This window comes from Binatus sp. (SeqCode), from assembly GCF_035272065.1.
Classification (GTDB): domain Bacteria; phylum Desulfobacterota; class Binatia; order Binatales; family Binataceae; genus Binatus.
The window spans coordinates 92,130-110,052 of sequence record NZ_DATEQZ010000040.1; the positions used below are offsets into that span (position 1 = coordinate 92,130).

Genomic DNA, 17,923 nt, shown 5'->3' on the forward strand with positions numbered 1-17,923 from the left:
GATGAAGGTGAGGGTCCTTATACAGCGCGCATTTTCCGCGCGCGATTCGAGATTCCGCTTCCGTTTCTGAACGCTTGCCCTACTCGTCTTCGACAATCGCGACCGGACGCACCCATCCTGCACTCCCGCCGGTTATCTTGATCGGCAGCGCGCTCACTTTGAAATTAAACGGACGCGGGATTGCGCCCAGGTTGGCGAGCTTCTCCATGTGAATGTGCTCGCGCTTGCGGCCAACGAAATGCGCCGGGAACAACGCATCGTGCTGACCCTCGCGCAACCCGCGCGCCATCGTCGCAAACGATACGTCCATCGCGATCGCATCGATCCCGATCAGCTTCACACCTTGGTCGAGAATATAGTTCTGTCCCGCAACTGACAGCCCCGCCTGCCGCCGCACGTAGTCATCGACGTTGTCGAGGTACTGGTCGCTCCCGGTCCACAGCAGCACGATATCGAGCGGCTTGAGCGTGTACTCTATTCGCGCCAGCTCGCCCTTGAGGTCCTCGACGCTAATGTCCTCGCCCTGACGATGCCGAAAATCCAGGCGGACGCCGTCGCCGTAGCACCACTCGAGCGAAATCTGGTCGATCGTGCGCGCGGGCTTGCCTTCGCACAGCGGGCCGAAATGCCAGGGCGCATCGATGTGATTCCCCGCATGCCCGGTTAGCGTAATCGTTTCCCATCCGAGCGCCATCGACTCCGGATAGTCGCCAACGTCCGATCCCTTGAACAGGCGCAGCATCGCGCGCGCGCCTTCTTCGTGGCTGACGCGTTTGAAGCGATAGTTCCACGGCGGATACGGCGCCGCATCGAGCGGCACCCCGATGTCGATAATTTTCACGCGTGCTCCTTGTTTACCTCGACGCGATTCTAACCCGCCAGCCCGCGAGCCATCCAGATCGTAAAACAAAGCATGCTAGGATCGCAGCCATGAGCAATGATCTCAATGCTGCGCAAGCATTCGTGAAACTGCTCGCAGTCGTCACCGAACTGCGCGCTCGATGCCCGTGGGATCGCGAGCAGAAACTCGCAGACACTCCGCCCCATCTGATCGAGGAAGTGTACGAGGTGGCTGACGCGATCGCGCACGGCAACTTGCCGCATGCGGCAGAGGAACTTGGCGACGTAATCGCACAATGCGTGTTCGCCGGAGTGATTCTTGCGGAGAATTCGGAATTCGATATCGCGACCGTTGTGCGAAACGCCACGGAAAAACTCATCCGACGGCATCCGCACATTTACGGCGACACGCACGCAGATACGGTCGAGCGAGTTCTCGAAAATTGGGAGAAAATCAAACAGCAGGAACGCGAGAGCAAGAACGCGGAGAGCGCAACGAGTCTCGCGCACGTGGGACGCGGCCTGCCCGCAATGATGCGTGCAGAGAAACTCGGCGAAAACGCCCGCCGCACCGGAATGGACTGGGCAAACATCCGCGAGGTGCTGGCGAAGGCGCGCGAAGAACTCGACGAGGTCGAGCAAGCGCTTGATCGCAACGACACCGCCCACGCCGCCGAAGAGCTGGGCGACCTGATGCTTGCGATCGCCAACGCGCCCCGTTTCATCGGCAAAGACGCCGAGCAGACCCTGCGCGCCGCCTGCGACAAGTTCGTCGCCCGCTTCGACGAAGTCGCGCGCATCGCCGCATCGCGCGGACTCGACCTCAAAGCGATGACGCCGTCAGAAATCGACGGTCTGTGGAATGAAGCAAAGGCCGCGGCGCGCGCTGCCGGCCGGCAATGAAGCAATGAGTCCGTATCTTCTAACTGGGTTGATCGTTCTCGGCGCTGCCGTCGTTTTCCTCACACTACCGTGGACCTTGCCGCGCACCTGGTACCGGGCGCTCTTCTATCCCGGCGGCAGGCCGAACGCGCTCGCCAGACGTCTCAACTCCGGACAGGCGCGGCTATCAGTCCTCGGAGTATTGCCGGCGCTGATGGTCGCCCTTGAAACGACAGGGCGGCGAAGCGGCAAGGCTTGCCTGGTCCAGCTGGTCGTGGCGCAGGTCGGCACGGAACGATATCTGGTGTCGATGCTAGGCGAGAATGCCGACTGGGTGCGTAACGTGCGAGCCAGCGCGGGCGCCGCCGCGCTCCGCTATGGAAGAACGGAAAAGGTGCGGTTGGAGGAAGTGCCGGTGTCGTCGCGCGCGCCGATCCTCAAGGCCTATCTGCAACGGGCTCCAGGCGCCCGCCCGCACTTCGAAGTCAGCCGCAACGCGCCGCTGGAGGAGTTCGATAAGGTCGCCGCGCGCTATCCCGTGTTCCGCATAGTCGCGGAGTGAATCGCCTGAGTCGGGTACTGGCGTCATTTCAGTCCCGTTGACGAGGAGTGGCGTCATTTGAAAATGCGAGTGGCGTCATTTCGGTAATAGACGCTTGCGCGGCAACTTAGCGTAGTCGCAGTAAACCCTTTTCACAAATCCCCATCGCTTGTTGATAACTTAACGGCTTCGGATGCCGTCACGATCATTGACGGCTTTGCGATTTGGGTATAGGTTCTTAAACAACCGGAAACGGAGGCAACTCCCAATGACTGAAGACAATGAGTTGATTAAGCAAATTGACAAAAAAATCGCGGAGACCGAGGCATTGGCTGCGGAAGCACAGAAATGGGCGAATCAGCTCGGCTCGCTGCAAAACAATGTACTGGTATTGAAGCGCGCGCGACTTCTATTGCTCGGTGAGGAAACTCCAGGCGAGCCTCGCGAAGATGTACCCGTATTCCCAAAACCGTCTCAACCGGCATTGAACCTTGGGTCTGACGTTTCCTCGAATGGCAATGGTTCTCAACCCGCGTCGATCGGCAGCTTGCTGATAGGCGTCCTGATGGAAGCTGGAAGCCCCTTGAAAGTCCAAAGGATTTTGGAACGTATGCGTGCGAAAGGCCGCACCGATGTTACCGGCAAAACCTTGGGTGGCGTGATCAGCCAATATTTGACGAAAGGATCGATTCGGCGGACGGCGCGCGCGACATACGCACTACCGCGAGCCAACAGGACTGAAATGCATACAGGCTAGAAAAAAGAAAACCGGGCCGTGCAACCGGCCCGGCTGGGCTGCCTGATGGCAGGCTCCAACTGCTAATAGAGAGAGCCTACCGGATTATACCCCAGCCCGCAACAACTCCCATTTGCGCCGGTCAGGGGCGTGAATGGATGGATGTGAGGTGAATTCTATGCGGTTTTACGGCGACCGCATGAGAAGATGGTGAGGTGTGTCGGCGGGCCGATAGCTCAGTGGAGTAGAGCGACCGACTGCTTATCGGAGGGTCGCCAGTTCAAGTCTGGCTCGGCCCGCCAGCACGCCTTACTTTGCATTTTTCCTCGGCTTGTTCCAATACGGGCTTTTGCACTTCGGGCAAACGCGCGGCTCTTCGTTCTTTTCACGCGGCACCCATTCATGCTCGCAGCGTTCGCATCTATAGCCCGACAATTTAACCTTGGCCATACCGTCACGGTATATCAGCATCGCGGTATCACGTCAAGTATCTTACTTGAGGGTATTGACAATGACTGTACTTAGAAGTACATTACCAGAAGGTAAGCGATGGTTTCCAAAGAAAAGCCCCACCCGAACCGGCAAGTCCGAACGGGGCAGTAACCCCACGCGAATTGCTTCACGCGAAGCCGCCAATCTGAGCGTAGCACGTTCGCCGTGGGCCGATGAAGGAAAGCCCCATGAACGTGTTGCCGCTTGAGAAACAAATTCAAGTCATCGGCGCGCTGACGGAAGGACTCTCGATGCGATCCGTCGCGCGTCTCTTTGACGTAGAGCGAAACACCGTAGGTCGTCTCGCGCTTCGCGTCGGAAACGGCTGCAAGCGCTTGCATGATCGCATGATGCGCGGCTTGCAAGTAAATCTGATCCAGCTTGACGAACAGTGGGATTACGTCGCGAAAAAACAGAAACGAGTTCGCTCTGACGATCCAGCCGAGTACGGCGATACTTGGCTGTACATCGCGCTATCGGCCACGCACAAGGCCGTCTACATCGTAGGAAAGCGGTCAGTCGAGAACACCGAAGCGCTGGCGCTCGATTTGCGCGGTCGCATCCTGAATCGTCCGCAGATCACTTCGGACGGATACTCGCCATATATCGGCGCGGTTCAAGTCGCATTTCAGACCGGCGTGGATTTCGCCGTTCTCACAAAAAAGTATTCGAGCGATTCCAATCTGCCGGACGCGCGCATCGCTACTCACCCGGCCATGTCTCTGGAATCGAGAAGGTGGTAATAAGAGGAAACCCAGACGAGGACGAAATCTCAACCAGCTACGTCGAGCGCTTCAATTTATCAAAGCGCATGGCGTCACGCCGGTTTACGCGGCTGACAAATGGATTCAGCAAGCGGCTTGAGAATCATTGTGCGGCTGTAGCGCTCTGGATCAGCTTCTACAATTTCTGCCGCGTCCATGAATCGCTCCGCATGACGCCCGGAATGGCGCTTGGCGTGACGGATCACATTTGGTCGGTCGGCGAGTTGATCAACGCAGCGAACGAGCCGTCTGGCGTGCCGCCGATTCCGCGCGCGGTACAGACCACGCTGCGACCGGGAACACGGCGATTTAGATTGATCGTAGGACGTGGCGGGAAGGGAACCAACAAACCGTGAACACTATAACTTGGCTACGACGCCCGCTATGGCTTCGATACAGTTGTCGATATTGTGCTGATCCACCTGAACCTCTTGGCCTTGGATGGTATGCCGACCAGAACGCAGCCGAGAAAAAGGTACACCCTCTGCAAAGGCGACTACCCCAGTGGTTTGGAAGTCTCTAACATCAGCCACTCCATCGGCCAGCGTCTGGAAAGTAAAGATCGATGGGTTCGCAGAAAGTAGCGCGGTAAGCAATGCGTCAATCGACGATAGTACGGACGAATACGCGGACGCCGGTCCCATATATATTGGGTCAAGCGGTTTTTGACCACCAACGAGACTTTAGGAAGTGATCGGTTAGCGGCGACGAGTTTGTTTGTGAATGAGTACTGCGCATAGATGGCGGACGGTAGATTGATCCCGTAGATGAGAGAAAACGCGTTCTGAATCGCGCGACGAGACGAATCGTCTGGCATCACGGGGAGCACTACATCGGTGGCGGTTGCGAGCGCAATCTGCGTGTAGATCGAAAAGCTCGGATTCGTGTCGATAAAAACAACATCGTAGGAATTTCCAAGTGTTGTTATATAGTCTTTCAGCCAATCAATCACAGCCAAGCAAGTATCAGTGCCAGGGATTTGAGTATTGGATAGAGTAGCAATCGCGTTTGCCTGTAGTTCGAGTAGGGCATCTCCTGCGACGAGGTCGATATTGAGCGCAATGCTGTTGTTGAAAGTCAGAGGCTTGCAGATAAAGTCGGCGGGGGTAATTGCTGGCATCGCGAATGGCGACGGTAGGCGTGTTTGGAAATAACCAGCTATAGAACGTCGAGGATTGTTACCTTGAAGACTCGTCAGATTGTGGCTTCCGGCTCCTTCAAGTCCGCCGAGTAGCAGTTCCGAGAGATTGGCTTGCGGACAAGCGTCAATCGCCAAGATTCTCTTTTTTGGAAATTTCTCCGCATATGCGCAGATCGCTTGAAACGCCAAGCTGGTTTTGCCAGTTCCGCCTTTGTTGTTCCAAAACGCCAGAATCTGCATGGACTTGCCCCCCGGTCGCGCAAAGTTGAATCTTGTCAACTTAGCAGAAAGGTCGGGCGTTGTCAGGACTGCGGCCATCGGTGGCGTCATTTCAGCCCCGAATGGCGTCTTTTGGCCGAATGACGCCAGTACCCTGAGTCGCGCTGTATTGCTCCGGCGCTCGCGCGCTGTTAGAGATGACTGGTTATGCCTCATATTCCCGTTCATCCGTCGGCCGAGAAGCGTCATCGGCAAAATCTCAAGCGCGCCGAGCGCAACCGCGTCGTCCGCACACGTGCCCGCACGTTGGCCAAGACCGCTGCGGAAACTATCGCCACCAGCACCGACGAAGCGAAGGCGCAGGAAGCGCTCAAGCAGGCCACCAAGGTGCTGTACAAGGCGATCAGCAGCGGCACGATGCATCGCAATACGGTGCGCCGCAAAGTTGCGCGGCTGTCCGCCAGCCTGCATCGCAAGTTCGGCAAGAAAGCGTAGACCGTCCGCCCGAGCGAGCGGTTTCTAATCCGACGCTGTCATCAGATCGAGGATCAGTCCGGCGAGCGCTTCTTCGCGCTCCTTGATCGTACCGTCCTTGAATCCCGCGTCCATCGCGCACGCGCGCCAGTAGGCGCGTTCCAGGCGCGCCAGCCCGAAGCGGCGCGCCCCTTCGATTGCGCGCGTTGCCAACCCGCTTTGCGGCGGCAGTCCGAGCGCGGCAGCGACATCGCCCTGACTCCTGCGCGACGCCATCATCGAGGCCGCGATCATCATCCGGCGCATCATAGGTATGATCTCGACCGCGAGAATCTCGAAGACCTCGCGCCCGAGCGCGAGTGCACGCCCCAATTGCGCCAGCGCCGCCGAGGCCCGTCCGCGCGCGACGCTCTCCGCGAGCTCGAATGCTTCCGGCATCCGGCGCGCGCCCTCGTCCAGATCGCCCGGCTGCACCGCCTTGCCAGGCTCGGCGAAGATCGTCACTTTGCCGAGCGTGTTGGCGACGGCCGCCAAATCTCCGCCGTGACGCGAAATAATCAGGTCGATTGCGGCAGCCGACAGTTTCAATCCCAGCGAATTCGCGAACGCATTGACGTACTGTTCGATCTGATTGTCGAACGGACGCATGCAATTTACGAGTAACGCCGCCTTTTCCGCGGCGCGCCGGACTTTCGCCGGTGCGTTGTCTTTTTCGTAGAGCAGGATGAGATTGCCCGGCCCGTGCGCCGACTCGATTGCCGCCACCAGCGCCGCCTCCGACCCACCGCTGCCCGACCCGCGCGCGTCCCCGGCTTCAGCGTCGCCCGCGATCTCCGCCTTGTCCCGGCGCGACTTCAGGATTCGGCATGCGATCGCGAGCCTGGGCGCGAACAAATCGGGCGCGCGAAGCTCGTTAAGCACGGCGCCGTAGTCGTCACCCGCGCCAATCTGAAAGCTGCGATACTGGCAGCCGTCAGCGACGAGCTTGCGAACGATTGAGTCGAGAATGTATTCGCGCAGAAATGCGTGCGGACCGAAAATCACCACCACCGGCGGGATTCGGTTTCGTTGTTCCCCGCCCGCCTCTCGAAGGTACGCGAGCGCGGTTTCAAGCGGCATGCGGCAAAGTCCCCGGGCGCGGCGCCCGCTTAGAAGCCGTTAGCCATCTGCGTGTACAGGTTCTGCGCGAGCCGCTGCATCATCACGTCGCGCGCCGCCGGCATTTCCGATTGCGCAGTCTGGATGTCGGTCATGTTTGCGATGTCGTTGCCGCGCAGGTTCTGCTGCAGGAAAGTCGGCGTCGTGGTCACCGTCGTCTGCGGCACGATGGGAGCGTGCTCTCCGGAGCCGATGTTGTGCGAGCTCCAGAGTACCTTCTTCGCATGAAGATCCCTCAGCGTCGCCGAGATTAGCATGCTCGTGGTGTATTGGGTCGGCTCGAGTGCCGAGTTGAAATTGGTCGGTACCTGGTTAGTGAGCCTGACCTCGCCCGACAACTCGAGGTCGGCCATGTCAGGGCTCGAGACGACCTTGAGCCGGCGATGCATCGCGATTTCATCTTTGATGTAACGCATGAACTCGTCGTTGATTCCGGTCACGCGCGTGTCGTTGCCGAAGCGCGAGACGTAAATCGTCTCGGCACTCGGCGGCAGCGCGTCACCCGAACTCGCGAAGTGATAGCCGCATCCCGCAACAAAAAGACTCGCGGCGAGCACGATGCCGAGCAGGCTACTCGGCCTTGGATAGCGTGACTTCCTCACCCTTCTGCTTGAGCCCCAGCCGTCCGGCAATTTCGTCCAGCACCCCGTTGACGAAGCGTCCCGACTCGATATCGCCGTAGCATTTCGCCAGCTCGATCGCTTCGTCGATCGTAACGCGCGCCGGAATATCCTCCATCCTGAGCAATTCGTAAAGCGCGATTCGCATCACGTTGTGATCAACCCGCGACAGCCGCTTGACCGACCAATGTTCCAGCGCGTCCGCCAGATGCTTGTCGAGCGCCGGCTGCTCGCGTCGCACCCCTTCCATCAACTGGACCGCAAACCTGCGCGCGTCGTCTTCGACCGGAAAACTCTCGAACAGCGCCTTCAGATCGTCGCTACTGGCGCCGCCGCAGATATCTATCCGGTACAGCGCCTTGAGCGCGAGCTCACGCCCCTGATGTCTTAGTCCCATTGCAATTCCACAGTCGCGGGCGGCGCGGCACCTACCCTCTCAAGTGATCAGCTTCAGCTCCGAGAACAGGTGGCCGAGTTTTTCTTTCTTGGTTTTCAGGTATCCGATATTTCCCGCATGCGGCGTCACTTCGATCGGCACGCGCGAAACGTTCACCCCATACCGGCGCAGGCTTTCAATCTTGTGCGGATTGTTGGTCAGCAACTGCACCTCGCCGACGCCGAGGTCGCGCAGAATCTGCGCGCCGATCCCATAGTCGCGCAGGTCCTCATCGAATCCGAGATGCAGGTTCGCTTCGACCGTGTCCATCCCGTTGTCCTGCAGCGCGTAGGCGCGAATCTTGTTCCCCAGCCCGATTCCGCGCCCCTCCTGGTGGAGATAAATCACCACGCCGCGGTCCGCCGCCATGATTCGTTCGAGCGCCTCTTGCAACTGCTCACCACAGTCGCATCGCGCCGACGCAAAGACGTCGCCAGTGAGACACTCCGAATGCAGCCGCACCAGCGCGGTGCGTCCGCCGCCGACCTGGCCCTTGATCAGCGCCAGATGCTCGCGGCCATCAACAACGTTGCGGAATACGACCGCATTCAGCATACCGCCCTCGATGGGAAACGGCTGCTCGGAAACGCGCTGCACCAGGACTTCATTCGTCAAGCGATGCGACACGAGTTCCTTGACGTAAACGATCGGAATCGAATGGCGCGCCGCGAACTCGCGCAGCTCGCCGAGTCGCGCCGCTTCGCCGTCCTCCCGCAGTATCGTGCACAGCGCCGCGACCGGACCCAACCCCGCCGAGCGCATCAGGTCCACCGCGCCTTCGGCGCGCCCTATACGCACCATCACGCCTCCGCTAAGCGCCATCAGCGGTAAAATGTGGCCCGGCATGACGATATCGTCGTGGCGAGATTCCTCGAACGCGACCACTGAGATCACGCGCGCGCGGTCGCTGGCAGAAATCCCGGTCGTGGCGCCTTCGCGCGCGTCGATCAACACGCCGGCCTGCTCATTCGAATCGCCATTGTCGGTCGAAGGTTGGAGCGGAATCCCCAGTGCGCGGAAACGCTTCTCGGGAATCGCGACCGAGATCACGCCGCGGCCCTCGCGCGCCATGAAATTGATATCGTCTGGCGTGATTTTCTCAGCCGCCATCACGAGGTCGCCCTCCGCGTCCTCGCGCTCCTCCGCAATCATCACGACCATCTTGCCGTCGCGCAACGTGGAGAAAATTTCTTCTAAAGAAGCCGATGCCATCTGATTCAATTCAACGATGGCGATATTATCACCGGCTAGCCAACCTAACCAGTGCGCGGCAGATTCATCCTATTCTTTGTCATCCCGAGCGGAGCCGAGGGACCCCGGATGTTTCTCGGCGAACGCGGCCCTCCAACAGCCAATCGCCGCCAACCGGTCGTGCGGTGAGATCTTCAAGTGCGACGGAATCGCGCACGCGGCGCGACTTCATCCCATCGACCGCCGACAAACCGGCGCCAAGAATTTTCGGCGCGACGAAGAACGCCACGCGATCCACGATACCCGCGCTCAGCGCCGAGCCGGCGAGATTCGCGCCTCCTTCGATCAGCACGCGGCACCATCCGCGATGCCCAAACTCGAGCATCAACCGGTCCAACTCGATGATCCCGCCGTGCGTTGCGACCGCGAGCACTTCGACGCCGCGACGGTCATATCTCTGCCGCGCGCGAGCCAGGTTGGCAGGCGTTGTGATTAGGATGGTGGGCGCCTTCGACCGCTGCCGATAAACGCGCGCGGTCGGCGCCGTGCTTAGGCGCGCGTCGACGACGACGCGCACCGGATCGCGTCCGCCCGCGATTCTGCACGTCAGCCGCGGATTGTCCGCTATTACCGTGCCCGCGCCGACCATGACGGCGTCGCATTCGCGACGCCATCGATGCACCAGTTCGCGCGATTCGCGCGAACTGATCCATCGCGAATCGCCGCTGCCAGCGGCGATTCGCCCGTCCATCGACATCGCCAGCTTCAGTATTCCCAACGGCCGCCCCAGCCTCACCCGCGTGATAAATCCTTCGTTCAACCGCAGCGCTTCGTCTTGAAGCACTCCGGCAGTGACGTCGATCTTCGCGCGCTTGAAGATCGCGATTCCGCCCCCGCGGACACGCGGGTCGGGATCGACGCATCCGATGACGACGCGCTTGACGCCTGCTCCGACCAGCGCATTCGCGCATGGCGGCGTCTCTCCGAAATGAGCGCATGGCTCGAACGAAACGTACGCGGTCGCGCCGCGCGCGAGCGCACCCGCCTCCGCGAGCGCCTGCGTTTCCGCGTGCGGACGTCCTCCGATGCCTGTGACGCCGCGCCCGACGACCTTGCCGCCGCGCACTATCACGCATCCTACCGAGGGATTCGGCGTGGTCAGCCCGAGCTGTTCCTGCGCCAGCGCGAGCGCCTCGCGCATGAAGCGCTCGTCCCGAACCGCGGCCGAATCAAGACGCGCCGTCGCCTTTCTTTTCACCGGCGGCGCGCGGCGCGGGCGTTTGCTTGCGTTGATTGATGAGGTCTTCGAGCTCGTGCATGAACTCGTCGATATCCTTGAACGAGCGATAAACCGACGCGAAGCGCACATACGCGACCTGGTCAATCTTGTGCAGCTCGTTCATCACCGCCTCTCCGATCGCGTTGCTGGAGACCTCGCGGTCGCCCTGCTCGGCCATCGTGGTCTCGATATTGTTGGCGATCTGCTCGATCGTTTCCATCGAGACCGGCCGCTTTTCGCACGCGCGCTTCAGGCCGGCGATTATCTTGTTGCGATCGAACGGCTCGCGGCGGCCGTCTTTTTTCACGACCATCGGCGCCGCTTCTTCGACCCGTTCATAGGTGGTGAAGCGCCGCTTGCATGCCGAACACATGCGGCGGCGCCGAATCATCATGCCGTCGTTCGACATGCGCGAATCGACGACGCGGTTTTTACGATTGCGGCAGAATGGACACCGCATGGTCTAGCTCCAAGTCCGCACGGCATGGCGCCGCCGGCCCGGCGATTTGTGACGAGCGGGTTTTGCGTCGCGCGGCTTCAGCTCTTGTGAGCCTCGATATAGGTGACGACGTCCTTGACGGTGCGGATCTTCTCGGCGTCCTCGTCGGAGATTTCGATGTTGAACTCCTCTTCCAGCGCCATCACCAGCTCGACGATGTCGAGCGAGTCGGCGCCGAGGTCCTCTATAAACGAGGCCTCCGGAGTTACTTCGTCGGCGGCCACGCCCAGTTGCTCGCTTATTTTCTCGCGAACCTTGGTTTCGATGTCTTGAGCCATCGTGCTGTCGTTCCTCCTGGCAGCGAGCCGTGATTAGGCCGCCAATCAATATTCCAACGTTACCCCCCGCCGCGAAGATAACAGGTAACGGTCTGGGGCTCGGGTTCAAGTTATCAGGGCAGCGTAAGGACTGAAAGGCGCGGACGCAAGGCAAGGTTCAGGCTTTGGCGGCGCCGGCAGGCTCTGAAATCGCTTTCAACGACGCGAGATCCTCGAGCGGGCGCACCCGAATGGTGCGATACGTGCGGCGCATCATGCCCATCAGCACGCGGCCGCAGCCGAATTCGATCGCGTCGGTGACGCCGCTGCGCGCGACGACGCCCATCGATTCTTCCCATCGCACCGGCGCCGTTATCTGTTCGAGCAGCAATGGCACCACGCGCGCGGGATCGTTGTTCACTTCCGCCGTTACGTTCGCGATCACGCCAAACTTGAACGCGCCGACCTTGAGCGCCCGCAGCACCGGTTCCATCCCTTCGCGCGCCGGTTGCATCAGCGGACAATGAAACGGCGCGCTGACCTTCAACTCCACCGACATCGAGGCGCCGCGCTGCTTGGCAATCTCCAGCGCCCGGCGGACCGCCGCCGCATGCCCGGCGATAACAACCTGGCCGGGAGCGTTTAGGTTCGCGGGCACCGCGAGCTTGCCGTCGCCCGTGACCTCCGCGCAGATTTCCTGCACTTGTTGCAGCTCGAGGCCAATCAGCGCCGCCATCGCGCCCTGCCCCGGCGGAACGGCTTCCTGCATCAGGCGGCCCCGCTCGCGCACTGCGCGTACCGCGTCGGCAAACTCGATTGCGCCGGCCGCGACCAGCGCGCTGTATTCGCCGAGACTATGGCCCGCTGCGATTTCTGGCGCGCCGCCGACTTCTTTGCGATAGACCCGCAGCGCCGCTATTGAAGCCGTCACGATCGCGGGCTGAGTGTTGGTCGTCAGCCGCAACTCGTCTTCCGGGCCTTCGAAGCATAGTTTGGAGAGCGCGAAGCCAAGCGCGTCGTCGGCCTCCTTGAACGTTTCGCGCGCGGCCGGGAAATTATCCGCGAGCTCCTTGCCCATCCCGACGCGCTGCGATCCCTGCCCCGGAAAAAGAAACGCGAACCTCATTAATGACAGCGCCTCACGAATCGCTTTTCGGACGGTCTGGCGAATGCGTGCCGGCGTCCGATTCGTCCCGTGTATGCAGCTCGCCTGACTTGTGCGCTTTGTCGGCGCCCACCGCCGTGCCGTTCGTCGACGCCGGCGCCGCGGCTGCGTCCGCGGGTTCGACTCGCGCTTCATTCTTAAGGGAGCCGCTGCCGTGCGAGCGTGAGTGCGTCGATTCGTAGTTTGCGCGTTCGATTTTGGGATCGAGATGATGGTCCGCGATATGCTCCGGCGACGGCTCGTGCGGCGCGCCCCCATCACCAACCGGCGTGGGATGTGCGTCGTCGCGCCTGGCCGCCTCGCCTTCTTTGTCGCGACGATGCAACCGCTCGCGCATCTTGCCGAACAACGCGCGGATCCCTTTGCCGGCGGCAGGCTTCGCCGGCCCGACTGGCTGAATCTTTGCAAGAATTTCCAGAATCTCGGCGTTCACGTGATGCACGAGTTGTTCGTTCGCCGCCGCGCGAATCGCATTGCGAATCGCCTTGGGGTTCGACGAGCCGTGCGCGATGATCGACACTCCGCTGACTCCCAGCAGGGGTGCACCGCCGTACTCCGACGGATCCAGCCGCTCGCGCATCGCGCTGAGATTTTTTCGCACCAGCAGATACGCCATTCGCGAGCGCCAGTTGCCGCCAAATACTTCGCGCAGGCTGCCCAGCAGGAACGACGAGAATCCTTCCATCGTCTTCAGCGCGACGTTGCCGGTGAAGCCGTCGGTGACGACGATATCCGTCTTCCCGCGGTTGATGTCGCGCCCCTCGACGTACCCAATGTAGTGCACGTAGGTCGGCATCTGCTCGAGCATCGCCGCCGCCGCGCGCGTGTTGTCGTTGCCCTTCGAACGCTCCTCGCCGTTGGACAAAATCCCGACGCGCGGGCGCGAAACGTTGCGCACGTGCCGCCAGTACACGCTTCCCATCACGGCGAACTGCACGAGGTTAAGCGGCTTCACGTCGGTGTTCGCGCCCGCATCGATCAGCAATCCGAAGCCTTCGCTGGTCGGCACCAGCGACGCGATCGCAGGCCGATCGACGTGCATGAGATTGCCGAGGATCATCATCGACGCCGTCATCACTGCGCCCGAATTCCCCGCGCTGACAAACGCGCTCGCGTCACCGCGCTTGACGAGATCGAGTCCTACGTGAATCGACGAGCGCGGCTTGGACAGCACCGATTCGAGCGGCGAGTCGTCCATCAGCACGACTTCGGGCGCGTGTTCGATTCGAATTGGCAGATTGGCGGCTTCGTGGTCGGCGAGCTCGCGCGCGAGGATCTCGCCGTCGCCCACCATCACGACCTCGATGCCGAAGTCGCGGGCCGCCAGGACGGCGCCCTCAACAGTCGCCTTGGGGGCGAGGTCACCCCCCATCGCGTCGAGCGCGATTTTCACGGTCGTACTCCGCCGCGCCTATTCCTTGATCTCGGCCAGCTGGCGGCCGCGGTAGGATCCGCAATGGCGGCAGATGCGATGCGGCATCACGGGCTCGCCACACGACGCGCAAGTGCCGGGGTTGACGGCGCGGAGCGCATCATGCGCGCGACGCATGTTCTTTTTCGAGTGCGAACTTCGGCGTTTGGGTGCTTGCATGACGAATTACTTCCTAATGTTGAGGTTGAGCTTATCAGGTGCGCGGCAGTTTAAGCGACCGCAGTGCCTCGAGCCGCGGATCTACGGTTTCCACGCGGCATTCGCACGTGTTGCGATTCAGATTCACGCCGCAATGCGGACACAGGCCGCGGCAGTCCTCGCGGCATAGCGGACGCGTCGGCAATGCGAGCAGCACCTGCTCGCGAACCAGCGGGCTCAGGTCCACCTCGTCGCCCTCGTACAACGAAAATTCCAAATCCTCGGCGCGCAGATTGTCGTCGTCGTAGCCAATCGACTTGGGCGACAGCACGAACCGAAACGGACGGTCGCCGGCCGCGTCGAAATCCTCCGCGCATCGAGCACATACCGCTCCGGTCCGTGTCTTCAGCTTGCCCTCGAAAAACAGCTCGGTCCCCGCGCGATAGAACGACACCGACACCTCGACCGGCCCTTCCAGGTGATACTCGCGGATCGGCCCCTGGCCCAGGATCCGATTTATTTCCTGCTCCGGCTCGGCAAACGCCAAATCCTTGGCATCCGCCGTTATGTCCTCGATTCGGATTTTCACTTTTCACGGCTCACGTGACGCGTTGGACGGGATTAGTGGAACGGGAATTATTGCATTTCGCGCGCGATGTTCAAATACGCCGGTTGGCGCGAAGTTCGTTTAGCGGTAGCGTCGCAAATGCTTCTCATCGAGGTACGTCTGCGATGGCTAACGAGCGATTCACTTTTCCAGCCAATTTTCTTTGGGGAACCGCAACCGCTGCCCACCAGGTCGAGGGCAACAACCTCAACTCCGACTACTGGCTGCTCGAGCACACGCCGGGCTCGCCGTTCGTCGAGCCCTCGGGCGACGCATGCGACCAGTACCATCTCTACGCCGACGACATTGCGATGCTCGCGCGGCTCGGCTTCAATTCGTACCGCTTCTCGATCGAATGGGCCCGCGTCGAGCCCGAGCCCGGCGAGTTCTCGCGCGCCGCACTCGACCACTACCGCCGCGTGCTCGCATGCTGTCACGAGCACAAGATCACGCCGGTCGTCACCTTTCATCATTTCACGTCGCCGCGATGGGTCGCCGGCGACGGCGGATGGGAAGACAAAAAGACCGCCGAGCTTTTCGCCCGCTACTGCGAGCGCGCCGCCGCGCATCTCGGCGATCTGATCGGCGTCGCGTGCACGATTAACGAGGCCAACCTCAGCGCCTACCAATATCAGGTCGACAGGATGCCGTTGAAGATCGACCCGGCGCGCGCGAAATGGTTCTCAGATGCGGCGCGACGCATCGGCGCCGATCCGAATCGCTTCGCGCCGTACCTGATGTGCGATCAAATGAAGGCGCGCGACGTGATGCTCGAGGCGCATCGGCTGGCCGCTGCAGCCCTAAAATCGTCGCGCGGCAAATATCCTGTGGGCATCTGTCTCGCCCTAGCCGACCTCCAGGCCGTGCCCGGCGGCGAGGCTCGTCGCGATCGCATCAAGGCCGAATGCCAGGACATATTCTATGAGGCAGCGCGCGGCGATGATTTCATCGGAATCCAGACCTACACGCGCAACCGCATTAGCGCCGACGGCACGCTACGCCCGGAAGCCAGCGTCGAGACCACGATGATGGGCTACGAATTCTGGCCGGAGGCGCTCGAAGCGAACATCCGGCAAGCCAGCGCAGTCGCCAAGGTGCCGGTCATCGTCACCGAAAACGGCATCGGCACCGACAAGGACGACCGCCGCATCGAGTACGTGCGCCGCGCGCTGAACGGCGTCGCGCGATGCATCCGCGACGGCATCGACGTCCGCGGCTACTGCTACTGGTCACTGCTCGACAACTTCGAATGGAACTCCGGCTACCGCCCAACCTTCGGCTTAGTAGCGGTGGATCGCGAAACTCAGACGCGCACAATCAAACCCAGCGCCCAATGGCTCGGCAACCTAGCCCGCGCGAATGGGATCGATGTTAGCGACTAATCTCTCCCAAGATCCGGTTCCCCTTCCACTAGGAGAAGGGGTTAGGGGTTAGGTTCCTCTGACGCCCTTACCTACTCCAACTCGCGGGCAGTCACTCGCGATCGCGCAAACTTCACACTGCGGCCTCCTCGCGATGCACACCTGCCGCCCATGCAGGATCAGCCGCATCGAAAACGGCGTCCAATCCTCCGCCGGCAAAATCTTCTGCATGTCGATCTCAATCTTTGCGGGATCCGTATTCTTCGTGAACCCCAACCGATACGTCAGCCGCAGCACATGCGTATCCACGACGAAACCCGGCTTGCCGAAAATGTGCCCAAGAATCACATTCGCTGTCTTACGCCCGACGCCCGGAATTTTTACGAGCGCGTCCATCTCGGACGGAACCTCGCCGCCGTAATCCTCGACGATCTTCCGCGCCGCACCCATCAGCGATCGCGTCTTCTGCCGGAAGAATCCCGTCCTGACGATTAACTCTTCGACGTGCCGGGGATCCGCCGCTGCCATCGCGCGCGCGTCGGGGTACTCGCGGAAGAGCCGCGGCGTCACGCGATTCACGCCCGCATCAGTGGATTGCGCAGACAGAATCGTCGCCGCCAGGCATTGCCATGGCGTTTCGAAATCAAGGCTGATGCGCGCCTTGGGATACAGCTTCGCCAGCGTGCGCGAGACTCTACCCGCGCGCTTCTTTATCTCCGCGTTCGATTCGCGCGCCGCCATAGCGCACTCACGCGACGACGCGCCGGCTCTGCTGCTCATGCGTGAAGCTGGCGACTTCGGCTTCCTCGCGCGAGCGATCCCATCCAAGCTCGGCCGCCATGATTCGCGCGACAGCCGGCGCCGCCGCTTCCGCCTCGACCGGCGATCGCCACGACAAGGACGTGCGCCGAATCAGAAAGTCGCCGACCGAATGCGCCATCTCGTTGGCAACCGCGTTCACCACCTCCGCGCCAATCGCCGGACAGCCGCGTGAAAGCGGCTCCGCCAACTCAGGCCGGCTCGATGCAATCCGCGCGACAATCGGCGCGCGCGTTCCATAACGCGCCTTGAGAATTTCCGCCACCGTGCCCGGTATGCTCCGCATAGCTGCGCTGCTGCCCGACTCATCGCTTGAAGCCAGCGGCCGCGCTCCCGGAAACGGCGTCGCGAGCGTCGGACAAGTTCCCGCCGACCGCCCCAGCCGCTTCATCACGAGATCGACGAGCTTCTGCGCGATCTCGCGATGCGTCGTGAATTTTCCGCCGGCGACAGTTATAAGGCCCGACAGACTTTCTAAAATAACTTCCTCGCGCGGCACCGACGACGGCGCCGCACCGTCCTTCTCCCTCACGAGAGCGCGCAGTCCCGCAAAACTCGTCGCCACGTCGGAGTTCGTCAGCTTGATCCCCGGCAGACTCTCGGCCAGCACCGCCAGCAGATATTCGACGTCGCCAATTTCCGTCCTGACGCTCGCGGGATCGCCCGCAAAATCCGTGTCGGTCGTGCCCACCAGCACGTAGCGGTCATGCGGCATCACGAACACGATTCGTCCGCGCTCGTCGGCGAGCACGAGAGATTCGCGCACCGGCAGTACCGTTCGTGCAAACACCAGATGCACGCCCTTGGTCAAGCGCACGCACGCTTTCGCCGCCGGATCGTCCATCCGCCGAATCTCGTCAACCCATGGCCCA

At 61.2% G+C, this 17,923-nt stretch carries 21 protein-coding genes, 1 tRNA gene and 1 pseudogene; 8 read left to right on the forward strand and 15 right to left on the reverse strand.

Translation table 11 applies throughout. The annotated features are described in order from the left end of the window. Positions 1–79 precede the first annotated feature (79 nt). Entirely contained in the window at positions 80–841 is a 762-nt protein-coding gene (locus VJX68_RS07075; RefSeq protein ID WP_324094970.1) for a cyclase family protein, read from the reverse strand. Between the two features lie 89 nt (positions 842–930). Between VJX68_RS07075 and mazG the strand changes: the two genes are divergently transcribed. From mazG to VJX68_RS07105, 6 genes are all read left to right on the forward strand, one after another. Further along, positions 931–1,743, forward strand: a complete 813-nt coding sequence (mazG, locus tag VJX68_RS07080; protein WP_324094971.1) for a nucleoside triphosphate pyrophosphohydrolase — start codon at positions 931–933, stop codon at positions 1,741–1,743. Positions 1,744–1,747: 4 nt separating this feature from the next. After that, the gene (locus VJX68_RS07085; RefSeq protein WP_324094972.1) at positions 1,748–2,284 is read left to right on the forward strand and encodes a nitroreductase/quinone reductase family protein; all 537 of its coding nucleotides are present in this window, start codon (positions 1,748–1,750) and stop codon (positions 2,282–2,284) included. Positions 2,285–2,531: 247 nt separating this feature from the next. After that, the gene (locus VJX68_RS07090) at positions 2,532–3,020 is read left to right on the forward strand and encodes a hypothetical protein (RefSeq protein WP_324094973.1); all 489 of its coding nucleotides are present in this window, start codon (positions 2,532–2,534) and stop codon (positions 3,018–3,020) included. Positions 3,021–3,224: 204 nt separating this feature from the next. Next, positions 3,225–3,301 (forward strand) — tRNA-Ser (locus tag VJX68_RS07095). A 378-nt stretch (positions 3,302–3,679) separates the two neighbouring features. After that, entirely contained in the window at positions 3,680–4,234 is a 555-nt protein-coding gene (locus VJX68_RS07100) for a hypothetical protein (RefSeq protein ID WP_324094974.1), read from the forward strand. Further along, entirely contained in the window at positions 4,228–4,611 is a 384-nt protein-coding gene (locus VJX68_RS07105) for a hypothetical protein (protein ID WP_324094975.1), read from the forward strand. The genes VJX68_RS07100 and VJX68_RS07105 overlap by 7 nt, the downstream gene beginning before the upstream one ends. 140 nt (positions 4,612–4,751) lie before the next feature. On the opposite strand, the gene VJX68_RS07110 is transcribed toward VJX68_RS07105, so the two are convergent. Next, complete coding sequence (locus VJX68_RS07110; protein WP_324094976.1) at positions 4,752–5,714, reverse strand: ParA family protein; 963 nt, start codon at positions 5,712–5,714, stop codon at positions 4,752–4,754. A 108-nt stretch (positions 5,715–5,822) separates the two neighbouring features. Here VJX68_RS07110 and rpsT point away from each other — a divergent pair, with 108 nt between their 5' ends. Continuing rightward, a complete protein-coding gene (gene rpsT, locus VJX68_RS07115; RefSeq protein WP_324094977.1) occupies positions 5,823–6,110 on the forward strand; it encodes a 30S ribosomal protein S20 in 288 nt (95 codons plus the stop codon). A gap of 24 nt (positions 6,111–6,134) precedes the next feature. Here the strand turns inward: rpsT and holA are convergent, their stop codons facing one another. From holA to VJX68_RS07170, 11 genes and pseudogenes are all read right to left on the reverse strand, one after another. Beyond that, complete coding sequence (holA, locus tag VJX68_RS07120; protein ID WP_324094978.1) at positions 6,135–7,208, reverse strand: DNA polymerase III subunit delta; 1,074 nt, start codon at positions 7,206–7,208, stop codon at positions 6,135–6,137. Positions 7,209–7,237: 29 nt separating this feature from the next. Further along, positions 7,238–7,849: an LPS assembly lipoprotein LptE gene (gene lptE / locus VJX68_RS07125; protein WP_324094979.1), complete on the reverse strand. Its 612-nt coding sequence runs from the start codon at positions 7,847–7,849 to the stop codon at positions 7,238–7,240. Beyond that, positions 7,818–8,264 (reverse strand): transcription antitermination factor NusB, encoded by a 447-nt coding sequence (gene nusB, locus VJX68_RS07130; RefSeq protein WP_324094980.1) that lies wholly within the window; start codon positions 8,262–8,264, stop codon positions 7,818–7,820. The genes lptE and nusB overlap by 32 nt, the downstream gene beginning before the upstream one ends. Positions 8,265–8,303: 39 nt before the next feature. Beyond that, positions 8,304–9,515, reverse strand: a complete 1,212-nt coding sequence (gene ribA, locus VJX68_RS07135; protein ID WP_324094981.1) for a GTP cyclohydrolase II — start codon at positions 9,513–9,515, stop codon at positions 8,304–8,306. A gap of 79 nt (positions 9,516–9,594) precedes the next feature. Then, positions 9,595–10,752 carry a bifunctional diaminohydroxyphosphoribosylaminopyrimidine deaminase/5-amino-6-(5-phosphoribosylamino)uracil reductase RibD gene (ribD, locus tag VJX68_RS07140; protein ID WP_324094982.1) on the reverse strand — a complete coding sequence of 386 codons (1,158 nt, stop codon included), beginning with the start codon at positions 10,750–10,752 and terminating at the stop codon, positions 9,595–9,597. After that, positions 10,724–11,233, reverse strand: coding sequence for a transcriptional regulator NrdR (gene nrdR / locus VJX68_RS07145; RefSeq protein ID WP_324094983.1), 510 nt, complete (start codon positions 11,231–11,233; stop codon positions 10,724–10,726). Before nrdR ends, ribD begins: the two co-directional genes overlap by 29 nt. Positions 11,234–11,310: 77 nt before the next feature. Further along, entirely contained in the window at positions 11,311–11,550 is a 240-nt protein-coding gene (acpP, locus tag VJX68_RS07150; protein ID WP_324094984.1) for an acyl carrier protein, read from the reverse strand. Between the two features lie 157 nt (positions 11,551–11,707). Beyond that, positions 11,708–12,655: an ACP S-malonyltransferase gene (gene fabD / locus VJX68_RS07155; protein ID WP_324094985.1), complete on the reverse strand. Its 948-nt coding sequence runs from the start codon at positions 12,653–12,655 to the stop codon at positions 11,708–11,710. Between the two features lie 427 nt (positions 12,656–13,082). Continuing rightward, positions 13,083–14,087: pseudogene (gene plsX, locus VJX68_RS07160) on the reverse strand (phosphate acyltransferase PlsX); the annotation flags it as partial. Positions 14,088–14,105: 18 nt separating this feature from the next. Beyond that, a complete protein-coding gene (gene rpmF / locus VJX68_RS07165; RefSeq protein ID WP_324094987.1) occupies positions 14,106–14,285 on the reverse strand; it encodes a 50S ribosomal protein L32 in 180 nt (59 codons plus the stop codon). 34 nt (positions 14,286–14,319) lie between these two features. After that, positions 14,320–14,853 (reverse strand): YceD family protein, encoded by a 534-nt coding sequence (locus VJX68_RS07170; protein ID WP_324094988.1) that lies wholly within the window; start codon positions 14,851–14,853, stop codon positions 14,320–14,322. A gap of 143 nt (positions 14,854–14,996) precedes the next feature. Between VJX68_RS07170 and VJX68_RS07175 the strand changes: the two genes are divergently transcribed. Continuing rightward, a complete protein-coding gene (locus VJX68_RS07175; RefSeq protein ID WP_324094989.1) occupies positions 14,997–16,253 on the forward strand; it encodes a glycoside hydrolase family 1 protein in 1,257 nt (418 codons plus the stop codon). Between the two features lie 48 nt (positions 16,254–16,301). On the opposite strand, the gene nth is transcribed toward VJX68_RS07175, so the two are convergent. Both nth and VJX68_RS07185 read right to left on the reverse strand, forming a co-directional pair. Next, positions 16,302–17,012 carry an endonuclease III gene (gene nth / locus VJX68_RS07180; RefSeq protein WP_324094990.1) on the reverse strand — a complete coding sequence of 237 codons (711 nt, stop codon included), beginning with the start codon at positions 17,010–17,012 and terminating at the stop codon, positions 16,302–16,304. After that, the coding region (locus VJX68_RS07185) for an FAD-dependent oxidoreductase (protein WP_324094991.1) at positions 16,981–17,923 on the reverse strand (943 nt) is incomplete at its 5' end. The genes nth and VJX68_RS07185, both read right to left, overlap by 32 nt.